At 71.7% G+C, this 20626-nt stretch carries 23 protein-coding genes and 2 tRNA genes; 21 read left to right on the plus strand and 4 right to left on the minus strand.

Annotated elements, in window-relative coordinates; genetic code table 11:
• The first annotated feature begins 42 nt into the window (after positions 1-42).
• Positions 43-204 carry a hypothetical protein gene (locus tag ACRAKI_RS07085; RefSeq protein WP_447006245.1) on the plus strand — a complete coding sequence of 54 codons (162 nt, stop codon included), beginning with the start codon at positions 43-45 and terminating at the stop codon, positions 202-204.
• Positions 205-223: 19 nt separating this feature from the next.
• Here ACRAKI_RS07085 and ACRAKI_RS07090 read toward each other — a convergent pair whose 3' ends face one another.
• Complete coding sequence (locus ACRAKI_RS07090; RefSeq protein WP_447006246.1) at positions 224-1150, minus strand: AraC family transcriptional regulator; 927 nt, start codon at positions 1148-1150, stop codon at positions 224-226.
• A gap of 83 nt (positions 1151-1233) precedes the next feature.
• Here ACRAKI_RS07090 and ACRAKI_RS07095 point away from each other — a divergent pair, with 83 nt between their 5' ends.
• Entirely contained in the window at positions 1234-1668 is a 435-nt protein-coding gene (locus tag ACRAKI_RS07095; RefSeq protein ID WP_447006247.1) for an anthrone oxygenase family protein, read from the plus strand.
• 28 nt (positions 1669-1696) lie between these two features.
• On the opposite strand, the gene ACRAKI_RS07100 is transcribed toward ACRAKI_RS07095, so the two are convergent.
• A complete protein-coding gene (locus ACRAKI_RS07100; RefSeq protein WP_447006248.1) occupies positions 1697-2428 on the minus strand; it encodes a Type 1 glutamine amidotransferase-like domain-containing protein in 732 nt (243 codons plus the stop codon).
• An 84-nt stretch (positions 2429-2512) separates the two neighbouring features.
• Between ACRAKI_RS07100 and ACRAKI_RS07105 the strand changes: the two genes are divergently transcribed.
• The 6 genes from ACRAKI_RS07105 (at position 2513) to ACRAKI_RS07130 (ending at position 6789) form a co-directional block, all read left to right on the plus strand.
• Entirely contained in the window at positions 2513-3121 is a 609-nt protein-coding gene (locus ACRAKI_RS07105; protein ID WP_447006249.1) for a YdcF family protein, read from the plus strand.
• 31 nt (positions 3122-3152) lie between these two features.
• Positions 3153-4415: a deoxyguanosinetriphosphate triphosphohydrolase gene (locus ACRAKI_RS07110; protein WP_447006250.1), complete on the plus strand. Its 1263-nt coding sequence runs from the start codon at positions 3153-3155 to the stop codon at positions 4413-4415.
• A 20-nt stretch (positions 4416-4435) separates the two neighbouring features.
• A complete protein-coding gene (locus tag ACRAKI_RS07115; RefSeq protein WP_447006251.1) occupies positions 4436-4687 on the plus strand; it encodes a hypothetical protein in 252 nt (83 codons plus the stop codon).
• Positions 4666-5712, plus strand: coding sequence for a serpin family protein (locus ACRAKI_RS07120; protein WP_447006252.1), 1047 nt, complete (start codon positions 4666-4668; stop codon positions 5710-5712). Before ACRAKI_RS07115 ends, ACRAKI_RS07120 begins: the two co-directional genes overlap by 22 nt.
• Before the next feature lie 119 nt (positions 5713-5831).
• Complete coding sequence (locus tag ACRAKI_RS07125) at positions 5832-6398, plus strand: carboxymuconolactone decarboxylase family protein (protein ID WP_447006253.1); 567 nt, start codon at positions 5832-5834, stop codon at positions 6396-6398.
• 103 nt (positions 6399-6501) lie between these two features.
• Positions 6502-6789, plus strand: coding sequence for a peptidoglycan-binding domain-containing protein (locus ACRAKI_RS07130; RefSeq protein ID WP_447006254.1), 288 nt, complete (start codon positions 6502-6504; stop codon positions 6787-6789).
• Here ACRAKI_RS07130 and ACRAKI_RS07135 read toward each other — a convergent pair.
• Positions 6786-7736, minus strand: coding sequence for a sigma-70 family RNA polymerase sigma factor (locus ACRAKI_RS07135; RefSeq protein ID WP_447008351.1), 951 nt, complete (start codon positions 7734-7736; stop codon positions 6786-6788). The genes ACRAKI_RS07130 and ACRAKI_RS07135 overlap by 4 nt on opposite strands.
• Between ACRAKI_RS07135 and dnaG the strand changes: the two genes are divergently transcribed.
• From dnaG to ACRAKI_RS07150, 3 genes are all read left to right on the plus strand, one after another.
• Positions 7723-9615, plus strand: coding sequence for a DNA primase (gene dnaG, locus ACRAKI_RS07140; protein ID WP_447006255.1), 1893 nt, complete (start codon positions 7723-7725; stop codon positions 9613-9615). The genes ACRAKI_RS07135 and dnaG overlap by 14 nt on opposite strands.
• Entirely contained in the window at positions 9612-10124 is a 513-nt protein-coding gene (locus ACRAKI_RS07145; RefSeq protein WP_447006256.1) for a hypothetical protein, read from the plus strand. The genes dnaG and ACRAKI_RS07145 overlap by 4 nt, the downstream gene beginning before the upstream one ends.
• Before the next feature lie 138 nt (positions 10125-10262).
• Positions 10263-11009, plus strand: a complete 747-nt coding sequence (locus ACRAKI_RS07150; protein WP_447008352.1) for a trans-aconitate 2-methyltransferase — start codon at positions 10263-10265, stop codon at positions 11007-11009.
• Positions 11010-11076: 67 nt separating this feature from the next.
• Here the strand turns inward: ACRAKI_RS07150 and ACRAKI_RS07155 are convergent, their stop codons facing one another.
• Positions 11077-11307 carry a hypothetical protein gene (locus ACRAKI_RS07155; RefSeq protein ID WP_447006257.1) on the minus strand — a complete coding sequence of 77 codons (231 nt, stop codon included), beginning with the start codon at positions 11305-11307 and terminating at the stop codon, positions 11077-11079.
• A gap of 136 nt (positions 11308-11443) precedes the next feature.
• On the opposite strand from ACRAKI_RS07155, the gene ACRAKI_RS07160 reads away from it, so the two are divergent.
• From ACRAKI_RS07160 to ACRAKI_RS07205, 10 genes are all read left to right on the plus strand, one after another.
• Positions 11444-11515, plus strand: a tRNA-Asn gene (locus ACRAKI_RS07160).
• A gap of 118 nt (positions 11516-11633) precedes the next feature.
• Positions 11634-12479: an oxygenase MpaB family protein gene (locus ACRAKI_RS07165; protein WP_447006258.1), complete on the plus strand. Its 846-nt coding sequence runs from the start codon at positions 11634-11636 to the stop codon at positions 12477-12479.
• Positions 12480-12566: 87 nt separating this feature from the next.
• A tRNA-Ile gene (locus tag ACRAKI_RS07170) sits at positions 12567-12641 on the plus strand.
• 905 nt (positions 12642-13546) lie between these two features.
• The gene (locus tag ACRAKI_RS07175; protein WP_447006259.1) at positions 13547-15004 is read left to right on the plus strand and encodes a phosphotransferase family protein; all 1458 of its coding nucleotides are present in this window, start codon (positions 13547-13549) and stop codon (positions 15002-15004) included.
• The gene (locus ACRAKI_RS07180; protein WP_447006260.1) at positions 15001-15732 is read left to right on the plus strand and encodes a class I SAM-dependent methyltransferase; all 732 of its coding nucleotides are present in this window, start codon (positions 15001-15003) and stop codon (positions 15730-15732) included. Before ACRAKI_RS07175 ends, ACRAKI_RS07180 begins: the two co-directional genes overlap by 4 nt.
• Positions 15729-17021 (plus strand): adenylosuccinate lyase, encoded by a 1293-nt coding sequence (gene purB / locus ACRAKI_RS07185; RefSeq protein ID WP_447006261.1) that lies wholly within the window; start codon positions 15729-15731, stop codon positions 17019-17021. The genes ACRAKI_RS07180 and purB overlap by 4 nt, the downstream gene beginning before the upstream one ends.
• Positions 17008-17415: a GNAT family N-acetyltransferase gene (locus ACRAKI_RS07190; RefSeq protein WP_447006262.1), complete on the plus strand. Its 408-nt coding sequence runs from the start codon at positions 17008-17010 to the stop codon at positions 17413-17415. The genes purB and ACRAKI_RS07190 overlap by 14 nt, the downstream gene beginning before the upstream one ends.
• Positions 17412-18125 carry a gamma-glutamyl-gamma-aminobutyrate hydrolase family protein gene (locus tag ACRAKI_RS07195; protein ID WP_447006263.1) on the plus strand — a complete coding sequence of 238 codons (714 nt, stop codon included), beginning with the start codon at positions 17412-17414 and terminating at the stop codon, positions 18123-18125. The genes ACRAKI_RS07190 and ACRAKI_RS07195 overlap by 4 nt, the downstream gene beginning before the upstream one ends.
• Complete coding sequence (locus ACRAKI_RS07200) at positions 18119-19348, plus strand: MFS transporter (RefSeq protein ID WP_447006264.1); 1230 nt, start codon at positions 18119-18121, stop codon at positions 19346-19348. Before ACRAKI_RS07195 ends, ACRAKI_RS07200 begins: the two co-directional genes overlap by 7 nt.
• Positions 19345-20601 carry an ATP-grasp domain-containing protein gene (locus tag ACRAKI_RS07205; RefSeq protein WP_447006265.1) on the plus strand — a complete coding sequence of 419 codons (1257 nt, stop codon included), beginning with the start codon at positions 19345-19347 and terminating at the stop codon, positions 20599-20601. The genes ACRAKI_RS07200 and ACRAKI_RS07205 overlap by 4 nt, the downstream gene beginning before the upstream one ends.
• The last annotated feature ends 25 nt before the right edge of the window (positions 20602-20626 follow it).

Raw genomic sequence — 20626 nt, forward strand, 5'->3', positions numbered from 1 at the left:
GGCGGCGGACTCCTGGTCCGCGTCGACATCGAGACCGACGACGTGGCGGCCGAGGTCGCCCGCCTGACGGCGCTCGGTACGACGCCGGTGTCCCGCCGGCTGGAGTGCCACACGTCGCGCGCGCCGGGCGGCCACCTGCTCTGCGTCGTGCCCGTGCACAGCGATCGCGAGACGTTCGACGGCTCGGCGCGGACCTGGCCGTGACGCCGCGGACCCGGGCGGGTCAGCCCGCCGAGCGGTGTTCGGACGGGCTGATGCCGCGTTCCCGCTTGAACGCCGTGCTCAGCGCGAACGCGGTGCTGTAGCCGACCTGGCGGGCCACCGCGCCCACCGTGGCGGACGGTTCGCGCAGCAGGTCGGCGGCCAGCGTGAGCCGCCAGTCGGTCAGGTAGGCCATCGGCGGTTCGCCGACGAGTTCGGTGAACCGCCTCGCCAGCGCCGCCCGGGACACGCCGACCGCCTCCGCCAGCGATCCCACCGTCCACGGTCGGGCCGGATCGCTGTGCAGGAGGCGCAACGCCCGCCCCACCACCGGATCGGCGTGCGCCGAGTACCAGGTCGGCGTGTCCGCCTCCGGCCGGCAGAACCACGCCCGCAGGACCGAGATGAGCAGCAGGTCGAGCATCCGGTCGAGGACTGCTTCCTGGCCCGGCTCGTCCCGGGTGATCTCCGCCGCCAGCAGCGGCACGAGGGGCAGTTCGGCGCGCGGCACGACGAGGAACGGCGGCAGCACCGACAGCAGGCGTCGGCTCACCTCGCCGTCCAACTGGTACGTGCCGCTGAGCATCACCACCGCGCCGTCGGGGTTGGCGCCCCACGTCCGCACGCCCAGTCCCCACTGCTCGCACAGAGCGGCGCCGTCCGGCGTGGTGCTGATCTCGCCGGGGTGGATCACGGCCTGCACGGGCGTGGCCGGGTCGTCCGCCAACGTGTAGGGCTCGGGTCCGCGCACCACCGCCACGTCACCGGCGCGCAGCGGCACGGGCACGCCGTCACCGGCCACCAGGCACCCGTCACCGCGCACCAGCGCCACCACGCACAACGGCGCACGGTCCTCGATGCGCACCGAGAACGGCGGGTCGAGGACCGTGCGCATCAGGAACGCGCCACGGGCGCGCGGCCCGTCCAACAGCCCGGCGAGAGCATCCACGGACGTCAGCGTAGAGACGCCCGCGTATGGATTCGAGTCTCCCGGCCATGGGAAGTCCACCGCCGGTCGACTTGACTGACTGAATGTTCCCCACCGTGACGATCATCGCCGCCCTCGGCTGCGGGATGATGGCAGGAGTGTTCTTCGCGTTCTCGGCGATGGTCATGCCGGGTCTGCGGCGGGCCGAGCCGGCGGTGGGCATCGCCGCCATGAGGGCGATCAACGTCGCCGTGGTGAACCCGGCGTTCGTCGGGACGTTCGTCGGCACGGCGGTCGCAGGCGTCGTCGCCGCGTTCGGGGGCGACCCGTGGGCGTGGGCGGGCGCGGCCCTCTACCTCCTCGGCGGGATCGTCCTCACCGGCGCCTTCCACATCCCGCGCAACAACGAGCTGGAACGGCTCGCGACCCCCGAGTACTGGGCCCGCTACCTCCGCGAGTGGATCCCCGTGAACCACGTCCGCGCGCTCTTCTCGCTGGCGGCGTGCGCGTCCTTCATCCTGGCCGCCCTCGACTGGTGAAGGCGGCCACTTCGCTCGGCAGTCCGTTTCACAACCGCCTGATGTCGAGCGATTCCTCCTGCGCGGTTCCTGACGACTCGTCGCGCCGCACGATGTAGGCGCCGCCGGTCGGCCGTTCGGACACCGCTTCCACGAGCGAGGTGCCGTGGTAGACGAGCCCGGCGCCGTCGTCGGTGCAGTGGGTCACCGGCAGCGCGCCCGACGCGACCGCCTCGTGGATGGTCGGTCGGCGCGCCGCCTCCGAGTCGTAGTGGACGCCACACCCGTACGGCAGGAATCCCAGACCGTTCGTGATCACCCGCAGTTCCGGCCCGAACGAGTCCGTCGAGCCGCCCAGGTACCAGCAGATCGACCCGGCCGACACCCCGCCGAGCACCACGCCGTTCTCCCACGCGGTGCGCAGAGCGGACCCGAGGTCGTGCACCGCCCACACCGCGAGCAGGTTCGCCACCGAACCGCCGCCGACCCACACCACGTCGTGCTCGCCGACCCAGCCGGTCAGGTCCGTGGAGGGCGGCATGGTGAACAGGTTCAGGTGCGACACCTCCCAACCCGCCAGTTGGCCCGCTTCGGAGAGGTTCGCGTTGAAGGAGCGCTGGTCGCCCGCGGCCGTGCCGACGTGGCACAACCGGGGCTTGCGGCCGTGCACGCCGGACAGGTCGACGGCGTGGTGGACGAGTCGGTGGAACTCCAGTGGTGTGCGGTGGCCGACCCGGAGGCCACCGGAGGTCGCCACGATCGTCGGCTGGTCTGCTGCCATGTCACCGATCCTGACACTCCTGTCCCCCGACCGGGTGTGGAATCATTCCCCGTCGTGACGTTCCTGCCGAGACTTCGCCGGCTCGTGACTCGAATCGTGCTCGGCGGCCTCGTGATCGGGTTCCTCGTCGTCGCCGGCACGGCTTTCCGCGTGTGGCAGGTGGCCCGCGAGGACGACCGGACGCACGCGGACATGGCGGTGGTGCTGGGCGCCGCCCAGTACAACGGCGTGCCGTCCGAGGTGCTGGAGGCACGGCTGGAGCACGCGCGCCGGCTCTACGAGCAGGGTGTGGTCAGCTACATCGCCACCACCGGCGGCCGGCAGCCGGGTGACAACTTCACCGAGGGCGAGGCCGGCCGGATGTGGTTGGAGGCGCGCGACGTGCCCGCCGACCACATCCTCGAAGTCGGGGAGGGCACCGACACGCTGGGCAGCATCCAGGCCCTCGCCGTCGCCGCCCGCGCCAAGTCGCTCACCACCGCCGTGATCGTCAGCGACCCGTGGCACTCCCTGCGGGCCCGCACGATGGCCGAGGACGAGGGCCTGTCCGCGTGGACGTCGCCGACCCGCAGCGGGCCGAACGTGCAGACCCGCGAGACCCAGCTCTTCTACATCCGCCGCGAGACCGGCGCGCTGCTCTACTACCACCTGATGAAGGCCCCGGCCGGCGCGTTCGACGGCATCCTGCTGTAAGCCTCTACCCTGGGCCGATGAGGCTGGGCACATGATCCAGGGCTACACCGGGCACGACTGCGAACGGCTGCTCCCCGAGCCGCCCAAGGGAGCGGTGCTGCCCGGTGCGCGCACGGAGCGGCGCACGCCGTTCTCCCGGGACCGGGCGCGGGTGCTGCACTCCGCCGCGCTGCGCAGGCTGGCGGGCAAGACGCAGGTCGTCGGCCCCGGTGAGGGCGCGGAGGTGACCGGTGTGCCGCGCACCCGGCTCACCCACTCGCTGGAGGTCGCCCAGATCGGCCGGGGCATCGGCGAGGAACTGGGGTGCGATCCGGACCTGGTCGACACGGCCGGTCTGGCCCACGACATCGGGCACCCGCCGTTCGGGCACAACGGCGAGCGCGCGCTGGACGAGCTGGCCGGACCGTGCGGCGGTTTCGAGGGCAACGCCCAGACCCTGCGCATCCTGACCCGCCTGGAGCCGAAGACCGCCAACGGGCTCAACCTGACCCGGGCGTGCCTCGACGCGGCCACCAAGTACCCGTGGGTCCGGCGTCCCGGCATGGTGAAGTTCGGCGTCTACGACGACGACCTGGACGTGTTCACCTGGCTGCGCGAGGGCGCGCCGGACCGGAAGCGCTGCCTGGAGGCCCAGGTCATGGACTGGGCCGACGACGTCGCGTACTCCGTGCACGACGTGGAGGACGGCGTGCTCGCGCACCGGATCCACCTGTCCGCGCTCGGCGACCCGGCGGAACGGGCGGCCATCGCGGGTCTCGCCGCCAAGCACTTCTCCGACGAGCCCGCGTCCACGCTCGAAGCCACCGCCGCCGAACTCCTCGCGCTGCCCGTCATCGCCGAACTGGCCGAGTACGACGGCTCGCTGCGCGCTCAGGTCGCGTTGAAGCGGCTCACCAGCGAGCTGGTCGGCCGGTTCGCGTCGGCCGCCGTCGGGGCCACCCGCGAGGTGCACGGCGACGGCAGGCTCAGCCGCTACCAGGCCGACTTGGTCGTGCCGCCCCAGGTCGCGGCCGAGGTCGCGTTGCTGAAGGCCGTCGCGGTGCGGTACGTGATGAGCGACCCGGCGCGGCTGGCCATGCAGGCGCGGCAACGGGAACTGGTCGCCGAGCTGGTCCACCTCCTGCTCGAACGCGCGCCGGACACGCTCGACCCCGCGTTCCACCCGGCGTGGGCCGCCGCCGGCACGGACGCGGAACGGCTGCGCGTCGTGGTGGACCAGGTCGCGTCGCTGACCGACGCCCAGGCCGTCGCGTGGCGGCGCGCGCTGGCGAACGGGACCCCCGAACCCCAGTGACCGGTGGCACACTCGAAGCCATGGGTGATGAGGCGACACGACCGCCCGGCCGTCGCCGGCCCTGGCGCAGGCCGAGCCGTGAACCGGTGCACGTCGGCCGTGAGCTGCCGTACCAGGACGGGTGGGACGACGAGCCCGGCGACGGTTCCGCCGGCGTGCGCGAACCACGCCACCCCAAGCCGCTCGGACCCACGAGTGGCGCGGGCGAACGTCCGATCCCGGACGAGCCCACAGCGGTTAAGGAGACCCAGTGCCTGATCGAGCGCACCTGACGTTCGCACTCACCCTGCACGACGCCGTCGCGCCCGATCGCACGCGCAACGCCTGCTGGTCGCCTTACTCGGTGGCCGGCGCCCTCGGCATGACCGCACAGGCGGCGCGCGGCGAGACGGAGGCCGAGCTGGTCGCGCTGCTCGGCGCGGACCACGCCAAGGTGCTCAAGGGCGCGGTGGTCGGTGACGACGCCGAGTTCGCCGTGGCCAACACGCTGTGGGCCGCGGACGAGCTGCCGCTGAACGAGGGCTTCCTCACCGACCTGGCCGGGTGGCCGGGCGCGAAGGCCCGCTCCGCGCCGTTCGCGGCGGACCCCGAGGGCGCTCGCAAGATCATCAACGCCGACATCGCCGAGACGACCAACCAGCTGATCCCGGAGCTGCTGGCGGCCGGCTCGATCACGGTCGAAACCGTGGCGACCCTGGTCAACGCGCTGTACCTGAAGTGCGCGTGGACCGAGGAGTTCCCGGAGCACGACACCGCCGACCTGCCGTTCCGCGGCGCCGGGACCGTCCCGACCATGCGCCGTGAAGGCGCCATGCGGTACGCGCGGCGCGCCGGGTGGGAAGCCGTGGCGCTGCCGGCGCGCGGCGGTGTCGAGGCGGTCGTGCTGCTGCCGGAAGGCGACCTCGGCGGCACGGACGGCGTGCCCGAGGTGCTGGAGGCGCTGGACCGGGAGCGGGTCGAACTGTTCCTGCCCAAGCTGGACCTGTCCGTGAACGCGTCGCTCGGCGAGGCGCTGCGGCAGGTCGGCGTGCGCACCATGTTCACCGGCGCGGCCGACCTCACCGGGCTCAGCCCCGACCCCCGGCTTCAGGTGGACGACGTGGTGCACGAGGCCGTGCTGCGGCTGGACGAGCAGGGCTTCGAGGGTGCGGCGGCGACCGCCGTGGTGATGCGGATGACGTCGTTCATCCCGGCCGAGCCCGCCCGGACGGTCCGCGTCGACCGGCCGTACCTGCTGCTGGTCAGGCACGGGGAGACGGGCGCGATCTTCTTCTTCGCCCAGGTCGCCAAGCCCTGAGCGATCCGGCCGGTCCGTCACGGCCGGTCCCGTCACGTCTGGTCCTGTCACGTCTGGTCCTGTCACGTCTGGGGTGCCCTCCTCGTCCACCGGGTGAAGACCCGACACGAGGAGGGGACATGCCCAGGATCCCGGGCGTCACGACCAGGCAGGCCGGCCCGCTGGTGAGGTTCGCCTACCGGTTCGCCAGGAAGCGGTTCGGCGCGGTGCCCGAGCCGTTCGCCGTGACGGCGCACCACCGGAAGCTGTTCGTCGCGGGCGCGCGGCACGAGATGGCGGTGGAGAAGGCAGCCAAGACCCTGCCGGTGTCGCTGCGCGAGCTGGTCGTCTACCTGACCGCGGTGAAGCTCGGCTGCTCGTGGTGCGTCGACTTCGGCACCATGCTGATCAAGCACGAGGGCTTGGACGTCGACCGGCTCAAGGAGATCCACGACTACCGGAACTCGGACAAGTACACCGAGCTGGAGAAGCTGGCCCTCGACTACGCCGACGCGATGACCGACACGCCCACCGCCGTCACCGACGAGCAGGTCGCCGAACTCGACCGGCGGCTGGGGCACGAGGGCCTGGTCGAGCTGACGTACCTGATCGCGCTGGAGAACCAGCGGGGCCGGTTCAACTCGGCGTTCGGCATCACCGACCAGGGGTTCACGTCCGGCGACGCCTGCCGCGTGCCGATGCCGTAGCGCCCGGGCGGGACCGTCGACCCGGTCTCCTTCCTGTCCGCCCGGGGCGTCGACCTCGGTGGCGGCTGGCCGAGGATCGACCCCCGGCGCGCGCGGCGCGACCGTGTCGGTCGTCCAGCACCTGATGAACCAGCGGGGCCACGGGCTCGTGGTCGACGGCCAGGTCGGCCCGGCGACGTGGCCGGAGCTGGTCCACCCGCTGAGCCAGGGCGCCGGCGGGCACCACGTCCGCGGGTTTCAAGTCGCGCTGAACAAGCGCAGCGCGGGGCTGCGGGTGGACGGGACCTACGGCTCGGTGACGACCACGGCGGTGCGCTCCTCCCAGAGCGCCAACCGACTGGTCGTCGACGGCAACGCCGGCCCCGTCACCTGGCGGGCACTGGTCGGCTAGGACCGGTCGGGGAACGGCACGTGGCCGAGCTTGTCCGGGTTCGACATGTCGTACACGCCGGTCACGAGGCCGTCCCGCACCGAGAACGCGCTGACCCTCGCCGTGAGGTTGCCCTGGGACGGGAACAGCAGGCCCAGGTCGCCGTTGACCAGCACCGGCAGCCCGTCCATGGTGCCGCCGTACTTGCGCAGCAGGCCGAGCAGGAAGCGCGCCACCTTGTCCGGGCCGGTGACCACGTTGATCGCGGTCTTCGCCTTGCCGCCGCTGTCGCCCACGATCACCACGTCCGGGTGCAGCAGGCTGACCACCGCGTCGACGTCACCGGAGGCCATGGCCCGGAGGAACCGCTCCAGCAGCTCCCGCTGCTCGTCCAGCGCCACCCTCGGCGGCGGCTCGGCGTCGGCCGCCGCCCGACGGCCCCGTGACGCGTGCTGGCGGGCCGTGGCGACCGTGCAGCCCAGCACGTCGGCGATCTCCGCGAACGGCACGTCGAACGCGTCGTGCAGCACGAACGCCACCCGCTGCTCGGGCGTGAGCCGGTCCAGCACCACCAGCGCGGCCATCCGCACGCCGTCGTCGCGCACCACCGCGTCCAACGGGTCGTCCTCGCCGGACGTGATCAGCGGCTCGGGCAGCCACTGCCCTACGTACCGCTCCCGGCGCACCGCGGCCGACCGCAGCCGGTCCAGGCAGATCCGCCCGACCACCGTGGTCAGCCAGCCCCGCAGGTCCCGGATACCGGCCCGCGCCTCGTCGGTGAGGCCGGTCAGCCGCAGCCACCCCTCCTGCACCGCGTCCTCCGCGTCCGCGACGCTGCCGGTGAGCCGGTAGGCCACTCCGACCAGGTGCGAGCGGTGGCCGGTGAAGGTCGAAGCCAGGGTCTGCTCGGCTGCGGTCACGAGCACCAGTCTGCCAGCACTAGACTCGCTCGACGTGGCAGGACGCATCCGGGACAGCGACATCGCGTTGGTGCGTGACCGGAGCCGGATCGACGACGTCGTGGGAGACCACGTCTCCCTGCGCGGGGCCGGCGGCGGCGCGCTGAAAGGCCTGTGCCCGTTCCACGACGAGAAGTCGCCGTCGTTCAACGTGCGCCCCTCGCACGGCACGTTCCACTGCTTCGGCTGCGGCGAGGGCGGCGACGTCATCGCGTTCGTGATGAAGATCGAGCACCTCGGTTTCGTGGAGGCCGTCGAACGGCTGGCCGACCGGGCGGGCATCCAGCTGACCTACGAGGGCGGCGGCGCGACCGTCCAGCGCGACCGCGGCACCCGCAGCAGGCTCATCGAGGCACACCGGGTCGCCGCCGAGTTCTACGCCGAGCAGCTCGCGACACCGGAGGCGTTGGCCGCGCGGGAGTTCCTGGCGGAACGCGGTTTCGACGAGGCCGCGGCCCGGACGTTCGGCTGCGGCTTCGCGCCCGCCGGCTGGGACAAGCTCACCAAGCACCTGCTCGGGCGCGGGTTCGAGCTGACCGAGCTGATCAAGGCCCAGCTGACCAAGGAAGGCAGGCAGGGGCCGATCGACCGGTTCCACCGCCGGCTGCTGTGGCCGATCCGGGACATGGGCGGCGAGGTGGTCGGGTTCGGCGCGCGCCGGATCTTCGACGACGACCAGATCCAGGCCAAGTACCTCAACACCAGCGAGAGCGTGATCTACAAGAAGTCCCAGGTGCTGTTCGGGCTGGACCTGGCCAAGCGGGAGATCGCCAAGCGCCGGCAGGCGGTGGTGGTCGAGGGCTACACCGACGTGATGGCCATGCACCTCGCGGGCGTGCCGACGGCGGTCGCGTCCTGCGGCACGGCGTTCGGCGCCGACCACATGAACGTGCTGCGCCGGCTGCTGATCGACGACTCGGTCAACGGCGAGGTGATCTTCACGTTCGACGGTGACGCGGCCGGGCAGAAGGCGGCGCTGAAGGCGTTCGAGGGCGAGCAGGCGTTCTCCGCGCAGACGTACATCGCGATCGCGCCGGACGGCATGGACCCGTGCGAGCTGCGCCAGGCCAAGGGCGACGTCGCGGTGCGCGACCTGGTGGCCCGGCGCACGCCGCTGTTCGAGTTCGCCATCAAGACCCGGCTGAAGGACTACGACCTGGACTCGGTGGACGGCCGGGTCGAGGCGCTGAAGACGATGGTGCCGTTCGTGGCGCAGATCAAGGACCGGGCCAAGCGGGACGGCTACGCCACGCGGCTGGCCTGGTGGGTCGGCTGGGAGGACGAGTCGGCCGTGGTGCGCCGGGTGCGCGAGACGGCGACCGGCCGTGTTCCCGCGCGCCGTGCGCAGCAGCCCGTGGACCCGAACCAGGGTGCGCTGGCGGTGGAGGTGGACGGGCCGACGCGCCCCGATCCGCGCGACCCGGCGTTGTGGGCGCAGCGGGAGGCGTTGAAGGCGGCGTTGCAGCTGCCGGAGATGGCCGGGCCGTACTACGACTCGCTGCCCGACGAGGCGTTCACGCACCCCGCCTACCTGGCGTTGCACCAGGCGATCCGGGAGGCGGGCGGCGCGTCGTCGGGGCTGTCGGGTCCGGCGTTCCTGGACGCGGTGTCGCAGGCGTGCCGGTACCAGGCGGTGCGGTCGGTGCTGACCGAGCTGTCCGTGGAGGCGTTGCGGGTCAAGGCGGACGACCAGTACCGGTACGTGCAGAGCGTCCTGGCGCGGTTGCAGCAGATCCTGGTGTCCGGGCAGATCACCGAGATCAAGTCGCGGTTGCGGCGGGTGTCGCCGGTGGAGGAGCCCGATGAGTACCGGGCCCTGTTCGGCGACCTCATCGCGCTGGAGGACTACCACAAGGCGTTGGGCCAACAGGCGGTGGGCGGGCTGTGAGGGAACTGTTCCGGAAGGTGTTCGGCTCGGGTGCGCCCCGGGGGTTCACGGGTGCGCTGGAGCGCGACGAGCACGTGCTGGCGTCGGCCGGGATCGGGTCGGAGTGGCTGGTGGCGACGACCTACGGGCTGTGGCTGCCGGGTCCGCGCCGGGTCGGCTGGCACCTGATCAGCAAGGCCGCGTGGAGCGGAAGCGCGCTGTCGGTGACCGAGTCGGTCGAGGACGGCACGGCGGGGGAGGCCGTCCTGCTGCGCGACCTGGCGCCGCAGCGGTTCCTGCTGGAGACGCCCGGCAAGGTGCCTGAGGTCGTGCACGCGCGGGTGACCGCGTCGATCAAGTCGCGCGACCACAACGAGACCGTCGGGGCGTGGTTCGTGCAGCGCAAGGTGACCGGGCGGGACGGGGTCGTGCTGCAGGTGCGGCCCGACCCCGGGGCCGACCTGGAGCGGGTCCGGGAGGTCGCGGCCACGGTGGCGGCGAAGATCTCGACGTTCCGCCCCGAATCCTGAGCCCCGAGTCCGGAGCCCCGAGTCGGGAGCGCCGGTCGGGAGCGCCCCGAGTTCCTGATCGCTCGACTCCCAGCTCTCGACGCGACTAGCAGTACGCGCGTACTGTAAGCACCTGCTGTCTACTCGGAGTGGGTGCGCATGTGGGATCCGGGCCAGTACCTCGCGTTCGCCGACCACCGGTCCCGGCCGTTCCACGAGCTGGTGGCCAGGGTCGGCGCCACGTCGCCGCGTCGGGTCGTGGACCTGGGGTGCGGTCCGGGGAACCTGACGGGGACGCTGGCGTCGCGGTGGCCCGCCGCGGTGGTGGAGGCCCTCGACTCGTCGCCGGAGATGGTGGCCGAGGCACGGGCGCGCGGTGTTGCCGCGCGGGTGGGCGACGTGGCGTCGTGGGAACCGTTGCCGGACACCGACGTGGTGGTGACCAACGCGGTGTTGCAGTGGGTGCCGGGGCACGAGGATTTGTTGCGGCGGTGGGTGCGGTCGCTGCCGTCCGGCGCGTGGCTGGCGATGCAGGTGCCGGGGAACTTCGCCGGGCCGTCGCACGAGCTGGTGCGGTCGTTGGTCGACACGTCGTGGCCGTCGTTGCGCGGGTTGGTGCGGCCGTCGCCGGTGCTCGACCCGCAGGGGTACGCGACCGTCCTGGACGGCTGTGCGGTGGACGCGTGGGAGACGACGTACCTGCAGCGGCTGGAGGGGGAGGACGCCGTGCTGGAGTGGATCACCGGGACGGCGCTGCGGCCGATCCGCGCGGCGTTGGACGACGGGGAGTGGGCGGAGTTCCGGGCGCGGTTGGCGCCGATGCTGCGGTCCGCGTACCCGCGGCGGGCGGACGGCACCACGTGGTTCCCGTTCCGCCGGGTCTTCGCGGTAGCCCGCGTGCCGTGACCTGGCCTGTGTCGTGACTCGCCTACTGTCGTGACCGCCCCGCGCGGGGACGGCCACGACTTCGGCCTCAGTTCGCCCGCGGGATGACGGGATCGCGTCGGTGCCCGTTGGCGTGGGGTTGATGGCGGCCGAGACCCGTGGTCTCGCTCACCTTGGCGCGGACGATGCCGGCCGCGCCCTGGACGGCCGGGTGGTCGGCCAGGGTGCGATAGCCGCGCACGATCTGGTCGTAGCGCTGACGTCCGGCGCGCGCCCCCAGGACGTAGCCGATGGCGGCGCCGAGCAGGATGCCCTTCATGAGGTGTCCTCTCCTCCGATCGTGCCTGATCACCACCGTTCCTACCGCAACGGCAGGGGGGTGTGCGCGAGCACTGTTGGGGATGCGCTAGAGTTACGTCCTGTCGGGCCGGGCGGCCCGGCCTACAACAGAACATTCCCCCTTAGCTCAATGGCAGAGCATTCGACTGTTAATCGAAGGGTTACTGGTTCGAATCCAGTAGGGGGAGCTCGCTGGCAGCCCCGGGTCTCGCGACCTGGGGTTTTGTCGTCTCATGGGGTCGGGGTACCCGGGAGTCACCCGAATGTCACCCCGCCGTGCCGGATTCTTGAGGCAGGCTGATCCGCATGGTCGACCGCTTCGCCAACCGCCGCCGGATCACGTCCCTCGACCCGGAGGTCGACCACGTCGAGATCATGCGCATCTCGTCCGGGTACGAGTTCCCGTGGGACTACGTGCGGGCGCTGGAGTTCGCACTGTTCAGGACGTACTGCGTGCCGTCGATCTCGGCGTTGCTGGCCCGGACGGGGGAGTTCGAGCGGCGGGCGCAGAAGCGGTACGACGACACGGCGCTGCTGATGGCGGAGCTGGTGGAGCACGGTTACGACTCGCCGCGCGGCCGTGAGGCGCTGCGCGTGGTGAACCGGCTGCACGGGCGGTACGAGATCTCGAACGACGACATGCGGTACGTGCTGTCGACGTTCATCTTCGACCCGATCGAGTGGATCACCACGTTCGGCTGGCGGCCGTTGACGGACCACGAGCGGCTGGCCGCGTTCCACTTCTACTCGGCGGTCGGTGTCCGGATGGGGATCAAGTCCCTACCGCCCACCTACTCGGCGTACCAGGCGTTCAAGCGGGCGTACGAGGCCGAGCACTTCAGGTACAGCGACTCGAACCGCGCGATCGGCCAGTACACGCTGGACCTGTTCTGCTCCTGGTACCCGGCGCCGCGGGCGCTGACGTCCCGAGCGGTGCTGGCGATGCTCGACGGGCCCATGCTGACCGCGTTCGGGTTCACCCCCCAACCGCCCTGGCTGACCACCCTCGCCCACACCGTCCTGCACCTGCGAGCCCACACCGTCCGCCTGCTCTGGCCGCGCCGGAAGCCCCGCCTGACGAACGACCCGAAGAACCGCACGTACCCCGGCTACCCGACGGGCTACCGACCGGCCGACCTCGGAGCCCCGTAGCCCCGGAGTGCACAGCTTGGTCACGCCTCACCGGGTTGTCGAGACGCGGGGGATGCCCCCTCTGTACCCTCCAGAACCGCACGTCAGGGGGCGGTAGCTCAGCCGGTCAGAGCAGCGGACTCATAATCCGTCAGGTCGTGGGTTCGAACCCCACCCGCCCCACTGTTACCGCTGGTCAGGCCGGGTGGAACGCACCCTGGCATGATCAACGCCACCCTTTTGCCCGCTGTGCGGGCGGCATCCGCCGGCCGCCATCGGGGTGTCGGCGGTCTTCCGGCTGGTGACCTTGCCCGCCTTGGGGCGCGCTGGAGCATGGAGACCTGGAGTGACCGAACTGGTCGACTACCGGCCGATCAGCCGATTCGGCATCGTCCGAATGGTGTCACCCACCGCTGAAGGTGTGGAAGGTGACCTGAGGCTCATGGTTCGGGAGTGCCACCGGGACGAGGGGCCGTGTTGTTCTGCGGGCTGCCTGGCTGGTTCGGCAACACCCGTTCCGATTGTGCGGGGAACGGTGAATAACCAGACCGCGGACGGTGGCGACGGGCCACTCCTCGATGTACGGCCGGGCGGCCTCGGCGATCGATAGGAGTTCTGAGCCGGCACGGCCTCGCGGAATGGTGCGGGCGGACGGGCTTGGTAGGTCCGGGGGTATTCGATCGTCCGCATCGGCTAATTCGATCTTGGGGCGAGTGGTGTGGCGGGTACGACCGGGTGCGGTCGACGGACGGGGTTCGTCGGGCGCCGACTCGCCGGTCACCGCACCGCGTGCGGCAACCCGCATCGACGCGGTATCTGCCGGTCGGGCGGCTCCCGGCCCGGGCTGTCACCCGGTGTGTCGGTCACCGAGTCGATCGTCCACGGGTCGACTCGGCGCGATAGGCCATCCGGGGCTTCATGTCATCCATTCGGCGGTGCGGCAATGTATCGGTATCAAATAAACCGGGGGTATTCAACCCGTTGAATCCAGGTGTTTTTTGGGTGAACCTCGTGTTACCGTTGCGCGGATTTCGACGGCAGGCGTAAACCGGGGACGCCACGTCCGTCCACAATGGGGGGACACATCCATGAGTTCTGACCGGCCACGCGAGCGCGCGCGCTCGACGACCGCAAAGGCTTTGGCCGCGGTGTACGCGGCACTGGCCGAGGTCGATCCGACCTTCGAGGCCGCGACGCCGGCCGTGGTCTTCGTGGGAACGTCGTGCTCGCCCGAATGTGCCGATCGATTACGCCGGTTCGGGTTCACGGTCACTCAGTGTGACGCGGACGTGGAGAAGGGCGCCTACCTCACCGGTGGCTCCTCGCACGGCACGTGGCTGCCGGCGGAAGGGTCCGTCGAGGAGCACAGCGCGGCGGTGGCGGCGGTGGCCGAGCGCGCCCGGTTGCGGGACTGGGCCGGGGACGTCGCGCCCGAACCGTCCTTCACCACGATGCACAAGCCCGGCTCCGACTCCCGGGGCGTGGTGCAGTTCGCCGTCGCGGGCTCGGAGGTCGTGGCCAAGGTGGGCGCGGCGACGGTGATCGCCGACGAGGTCCGGTTCGCCACCGGCGTGAACGCCCTGCTGGCGGCGGACGGCCGGCGCGGCCTGTTCCCCGTGGTGCACGGGGTCCGCACCGAAGGCGGCCAGGCGGTGAGCCTCATGGAGGCCGGCACGCCGATGCCGCTGGCCCCGCTCTTCCTCGACGACGCCCGCACGACGTTCGCCCCGGCGGCGCTCGACATCCTCGAACCGCACCTCGACCAGGTCGGCGCCTGGTACCGCAGCACGGCGGACGCGCGCCGCCCCACGGTGGCCGACTACCTCTACCGCGAGCGCTACCACCTCCTGCCCCGGCACGCCGACTTCGTGCGGACGTTCACCTCGCTGTTCCCCACCACGGACCTCGGTGACGTGCTCGACGCCCGACTGCTGCTGCCCGGTGGCGCGGAACTGCCGTCGTACACCGAATCGGTGGCCTGGCTCGACACCGCGGTCCCGGACCTGCTGCCCGACGGCGGGAGCGCGGTCCACGGCGACATCTACGCGGCCAACATGCTGCTGCGCCCGGACGGCAGCCCGGTGCTCATCGACCCCCGCACGGTCTGGGAGGGGCGCGACCGGCCCGACGTCGGCTACGGCGATCCGGTCTTCGACTTCGCGACGCTGCTGCACGGCGTGTTCCCGATGGCCGCGGTGCTCAGGGCGGTCGAGACGGGGACGACCGAGGCACTGGTGGACGTGTCTTCACCGGCAGACGGCGTGCTCGACCTGACCTCGCTGACCCTGCCCGGGACGTTCCCCGACGCGGTCGGCGCCCTCGTCGCGCGCATGCTCCGCGGGCTGCCGCACGCCGAACCCGCCCCGCGCGCCGAGACCCGCCTCTACATCGGCGCGGCGACGTCCCTGGCCGGCTGGCTCAAGTACGAGCGTTCGCTGCGCACGCCGCAAGCCTGGCTCGCCACCTTCGCCTACATCACCTGGTACCTCGCGGTCGCCAGGCAACTGTGGGAGCACGCCGGTTCCGAAGGAGAGAAGGACCTGTGACCACGCTCGACTATGACGACCTCGCCACCGAGTACGCGCGACACCGCCGCACCTATCCCGGTCTGATCGAGCACATCGTCGACCGGGCGGCGCTGACCGAGGCCTCCACCGTCCTGGAAGTCGGCTGCGGCACCGCGAACCACCTCGCGGCGGTGCGGCGGACCACCGGGGCCCGGTGCGTGGGCCTGGAGCCGTCCGCGCAGATGCTGAGCCAGGCGGCCAACCACCCGGAAGAGCTGGAGCTGACCCGGGGGCACGCCGAGGAGCTGGAGTTCCCCGCCGGCACCTTCGACCTGATCATGTCCGTGGACATGATCCACTACGTGCCGGAGCCGCTGGCCTACTTCCGGCGGGCCTTCGCCGCCCTGAAGCCGAACGGGCTGCTGGTCACGGTCACCGACTCGGAGTGGATCATCCGCAACCGGATGCCGATGGCCCGCTACTTCCCGGGCACGGTCGACGTCGAGGCCAAGCGCTACCACGCGATCCCGCGGCTCGCGGGCGACCTGGCGCTGGCCGGGTTCACCGGTCTCACCGAGCGGGTCGTCGAGAGCGAGTACGAGCTGACCGACGCCACCCGCTTCCGGGACAAGTCCTACTCCTGCCTGCACCTGATCTCCGACGCGGAGTTCGCCGAGGGCATCGCCGCGCTGGAAGCGGATCTCGCGACCGGACCGATGACGGGCAACCTGCGCAGCCTCGCGCTCTGGGGTGAGCGCCCGGAATGATCGAGCGCTACTGCCTGCCCGAGATGCGGGCGCTGTGGACGGACGAGGCGAAGTACGCCTCGTGGGTCGAGGTCGAAGTGCTCGCCAGCCAGGCTCAGGTGGAGCTCGGCGTCGTCCCGCCCGAGGCGCTGACCGCCATCCGGCAGGGCCGGGTGCCCAGCCCCGAGCGGGTGCGCGAGTGCGAGGTGACCAGGGACCACGAGATCCTGGCGTTCCTGGACGCCTACACCGAGACGATCCCCGACGGCCACGGGCGCTGGGTGCACCACGGCATGACGAGCTACGACCTCGTGGACACCGCGCTCGGGCACACCCTGGCCAAGGCGTGCGACGTGATGACCGAGGCGGCGACCGCCCTCCGCGCCGCATTGGTGCGGCGGGCGCGGGAGCACTGGGACACGGTGTGCGTGGCGCGCACCCACGGCATCCACGCCGAGCCGACCACGTTCGGACAGAAGCTCGCGCTGCACGCCTGCGCCGTGGACCGGAGCCTGCGCAGGCTCGCCGCCGCGCGCGAGGCGGTGGCGGTGGGCACGGTGTCCGGGCCGGTCGGCACGTACTCGAAGATCGACCCGTACGTGGAGGCCTTCGTCTGCGACGCGCTCGGGCTGGGCGTCGAGCCGATCCCCAGCCAGGTGGTCGCCCGTGACCGGCACGCCGAGCTGCTGTCCGCCCTGGCCGTGCTCGGCGCCGTGGTCGAGCAGATCGGCCTGGAGCTGCGGCTGTTGCAGCGCACCGAGGTCCGCGAGGTGGAGGAGCCGAGGACCAGCGCGTACCAGGGGTCCAGCGCGATGCCGCACAAGCGCAACCCCACGCTGAGCGAACGGCTCTGCGGGCTGGCCCGGCTGCTGCGCTCCTACAGCACCGCCGCGTGCGAGAACGTCGCGCTGTGGCACGAGCGGGACCTCGCCCACTCGCCGGTCGAGCGGGTCGTGTTCCCCGACGCGTTCACCATCGCCCACTACCAGGTGGTCCTGGCGACCCGGATCGTCACCGACATGCGGGTGTTCCCGGACCGGATGCGGCAGGGCCTCGAAGCCACCAACGGGCTGATCTACAGCGCGGACGTCCTGCTCGACCTCGTGGCGGGCGGGATGGACCGCGAGCGGGCGTACCGGGAGGTGCAGGCGGCGGCCACCGAAGCCGGCGAGACCGGCCGCCACCTCAGCGAAACCCTCGCCGACCGGGGCCTGGCCACCACGCCCGAGCAGTTCCGGCCGGAGCGGTTCCTCACCCGCACCAGCGTTCTGCGTGACCGAATGGAGAAGATGTTCGATGTGGAAATGTGAGATCGTCGACGGCACGAGCCTCGACGTCGCCGAGGTCGCCGCCCTGTACCGGGCGTCGACCCTGGCGGAGCGGCGCCCGGTGGAGGACGCCGAGCGCTTCGCCGACATGGTCCGCAACGCCAACCTCGTCGTGGTGGCGAAGCTGGACGACCGGATGATCGGCATCAGCCGCTCCATCACCGACGGCGCCTACGTCACCTACCTGGCCGACATCGCCGTCGACGTGGAGTTCCAGCGGCGCGGCGTCGGCCGGGACCTCATCGACGCGAACCGCCGGGCCCACCCGCGCGCCAAGATCGTGCTGCTGTCCGCCCCCGCGGCGGTCGACTACTACCCGCACATCGGGTTCAAGAAGCACAACTCGGCCTGGGTGCTGGACGCGCTGACCCCATGACCGGGCACCAACACCCGCCGCGAGCGCCGCGGATCGGGATCACGACCTACCAGGAGGACGCGTCCTGGCGAGGCTGGCACAGGCGTGCCTCGCTGGTGCCGAGGGACTACCTGGACCCGATCGCCGCCGCGGGCGCCCTGCCGGTGCTGCTGCCCCCGGACGGGAACGAGGCGGCAGCCGCCGACCTGGTGTCCTGGTTGGACGGCCTGCTCCTGGTGGGCGGCCCGGACATCGGTTCGGCGCACTACGGCCGACCGGACCCGAGCACGGGAACGGGGGAAGCCGCGCGGGACACCTGGGAGATCGCCCTCACGCGGGAGGCGCTGCGGGCGGACCTGCCGCTGCTCGGCGTGTGCCGGGGGATGCAGTTGCTCAACGTGGTCTGCGGCGGAACCCTGCACCAGGACATCGCCGACCCGCGGCACCAGCCCGAAGGCAGCCGGTTCGGCGAGGTCGACGTGCGGCTGGACGCCGAGCGCCTGCCGGGGACCGTGTTGGGCGACCGCACGACGGTCGCCTGCTACCACCACCAAGCGGTCGAAGTGCTCGGTGACGGCCTGGTCGTCACCGGGACCTGCGTCGACGGCGGGGTCGAGAGCCTCCAGCACGCCGGTCGGACGTTCGTGGTGGGCGTGCAGTGGCACCCGGAGGCGGGCGTGGACGCGGAGTTGTTCAAGGCACTGGTGCACGCGGCGGGTGCGCGATGCTGAGCGCCGTCCTGCCGCGCAGCCACCGGGGCCGCGTCCTCGCGCTCGGCGCGCTGATCGACGCCATCGCCACCGGGGTGTACCTCGCCGTGGCGACCCTGTACTTCGTCCAGCTGGTCGACATCCCGGCCACGTCGGTGGGCGTCGCGATCGCCGTGGCGAACATCCTCGCGCTGCTCGTCCCCATGCCGGTGGCCCGGCTGACCCGGCGCCTGGGCGTGACCCGCGTCTACATCTTCCTGCTGTTCATGCGCGGCGCGGGCATGGCCGCCTACGCCTTGGCGGACGGCTACTGGCGCTACCTCGTGGTCACGTGCGTCTTCACCATGGCGAGCCGGGCGGCGCTGCCGCTGCTCCAGGTGCTCATCGGCATGCTGGAGGGCGAGAGCGACCGCACCAGGACCATGGCGTCCCTGCGCACGGTCAACAACATCGGCCTGTCCCTGGGCTTCCTCGTGGCCGGCGCGGTCCAGCTGTCGCAGGCACGGGTGGGCTACCTGGTGTTGTTCATCGCCTGCGGTGCAGCGTTCGCCGTGGTCGCGGTGGTCACCGCCAGCGCGACACGCGGGGTGACGGGCAAGGAGTCGGCCGCGCCGGTGCCGGGTCGCCGAGCCCGCTCGGTGTACCGGGACGGCCGGTTCATCGCCGTCGCGGTGGCCAACGCCGTCCTGATGCTGCACGACTCCATGCTGTTCATCCTGATCCCGCTGTGGGTCGTGCAGCGGTCCGGTTTCTCGCCCACGGTGAGTTCCGTCCTGCTGGTGCTCAACACCGTGATCACGGTGGCGATCCAGGTGCACCTCTCCAAGTACGCCAAGGGCGTGCGCGGGTCGATGAGGCTGCTGCGCTGGTCGGTCGCCGCGCTGGTCGCCGCGGGCGTGTTCCTCGGCTTCTCCGACGACGGCCCGGACTGGCAGCTGCTGGCGCTGCTCACGTGCGCGGTGATCCTGCTGACGCTGGGCGAGAACCTGCATTCCGTCGCGGGCTGGGAGCTGTCGTTCCTGCTGTCCGCACCGGACAAGCGCGCCCAGTACCTGAGCCTGTTCAGCCTCGGCTACACCGGCCAGCAGATCGTCGGGCCGGTCCTGATGACCGCGGTGGTACTCCCCTGGGGCATGCCGGGCGTGCTCCTGATGACAGGGCTGTTCGTGGTCGCCGCGGCGGTCACCCAGGTGGTCGTGCGGACCGGTGCCGCCGACCACGACGACGAGAAGGCAGCGGTATGAGCACAGGCGCGAGCAAGCACGTGATGATCTTCGGCAGCGGGAACGGGGACTTGCCCAGCCGCCTCCGCGCGATCGAGGCGGGGATCCGCACCACCCTCGTGTGCCGGCCCGACCACCTGCACCGGCTGGTCGAGCCGGAGAAGCACGCCCGCCTGCTCGTGCTGGACGCCGAGGCGGGCACGGACGAGTGCGTCCGGCTGGCCCTGGCCGTGCACGAGGCCAACCCGGTGACCCACATCGCCACCCTGGGTGAGCACGACCAGGACCGCGCCGCCGCTGTCGGCGCCGCACTGGGCGTGGCCACGCACAGCGTCGAGACCGTGCGGCTGGCCCATCACAAGGACGCCATGCGGCAGCGGCTGCACGAGGCGGGGGTGGACACCACTCCCGCCGAAGTGGTGGCCGACCTCGCCGCGTTGCAGGACTTCGCCAAGCGCAACGGTTTCCCGGTGGTGGTCAAGCCGGTCGGCGGGCTGGCCAGCTTCGGGGTTTCGATCGTCGTTGACGAAGCGGAGCTGGACGCGGCCTTCGAGCGGGCGATGGCCGCGTCCGACAGCGGCTGGCTGCGACCCCTCGGAGTCCTCGCCGAGGCCTACCTCGACGGCCCGGAGTACAGCGTCGAGGCCCTGTCGGAGGACGGCGAGCACGTCGTGCTCGCGGTCACCGCCAAGCACACCGACCAGCGCACCCGCATCGAACTCGGCCACGTCGTGCCCGCACCTCTGGACGACGACACGCGCGTGCGCTGCGAACGGCTCGCGCTCGACGTCATCGAGGCCATCGGCGTGCGCACCGGGGCGACCCACACCGAGCTGGTGCTCACCGCCGACGGGCCCAAGGTGGTGGAAACCCACGTGCGCATGGGCGGCGACGAGATCTGGGAACTCGTGCACGGCGCCACCGGCGTCGACCTCATCGACGCCCAGCTGCGCCAGTCGCTCGGCCACAAGGTGCTGCCGGCGGTGCGGGCCAGGCTCGCCGAGCCCTCTCCGCCACGGGCGGTGGCGATCTGGTTCGCGACCCCGCCGCCCGGTGGCGAGCTGGTCGAAGTCCTCCGGCCGGAGCCGGACCCCGAGGTCGAGGTCGACGTCGCCGCCAAGCCGGGGACCGTCTTCGCCGGCTTGGTGAGCTCCTACTCCCGCCCCGTGTCCGCCCGTTGCGGCGCGGACACGGCGGAAGAGGCACTGCGCCGGGCACGTGCGGCCATAGCGGCCATGTCCTTCATCACCCGGATTCCGGCCGACGGCCGATGACCGGCTACCGCGCAACTTCCACGTT

It is taken from the genome of Saccharothrix isguenensis, from assembly GCF_052936305.1.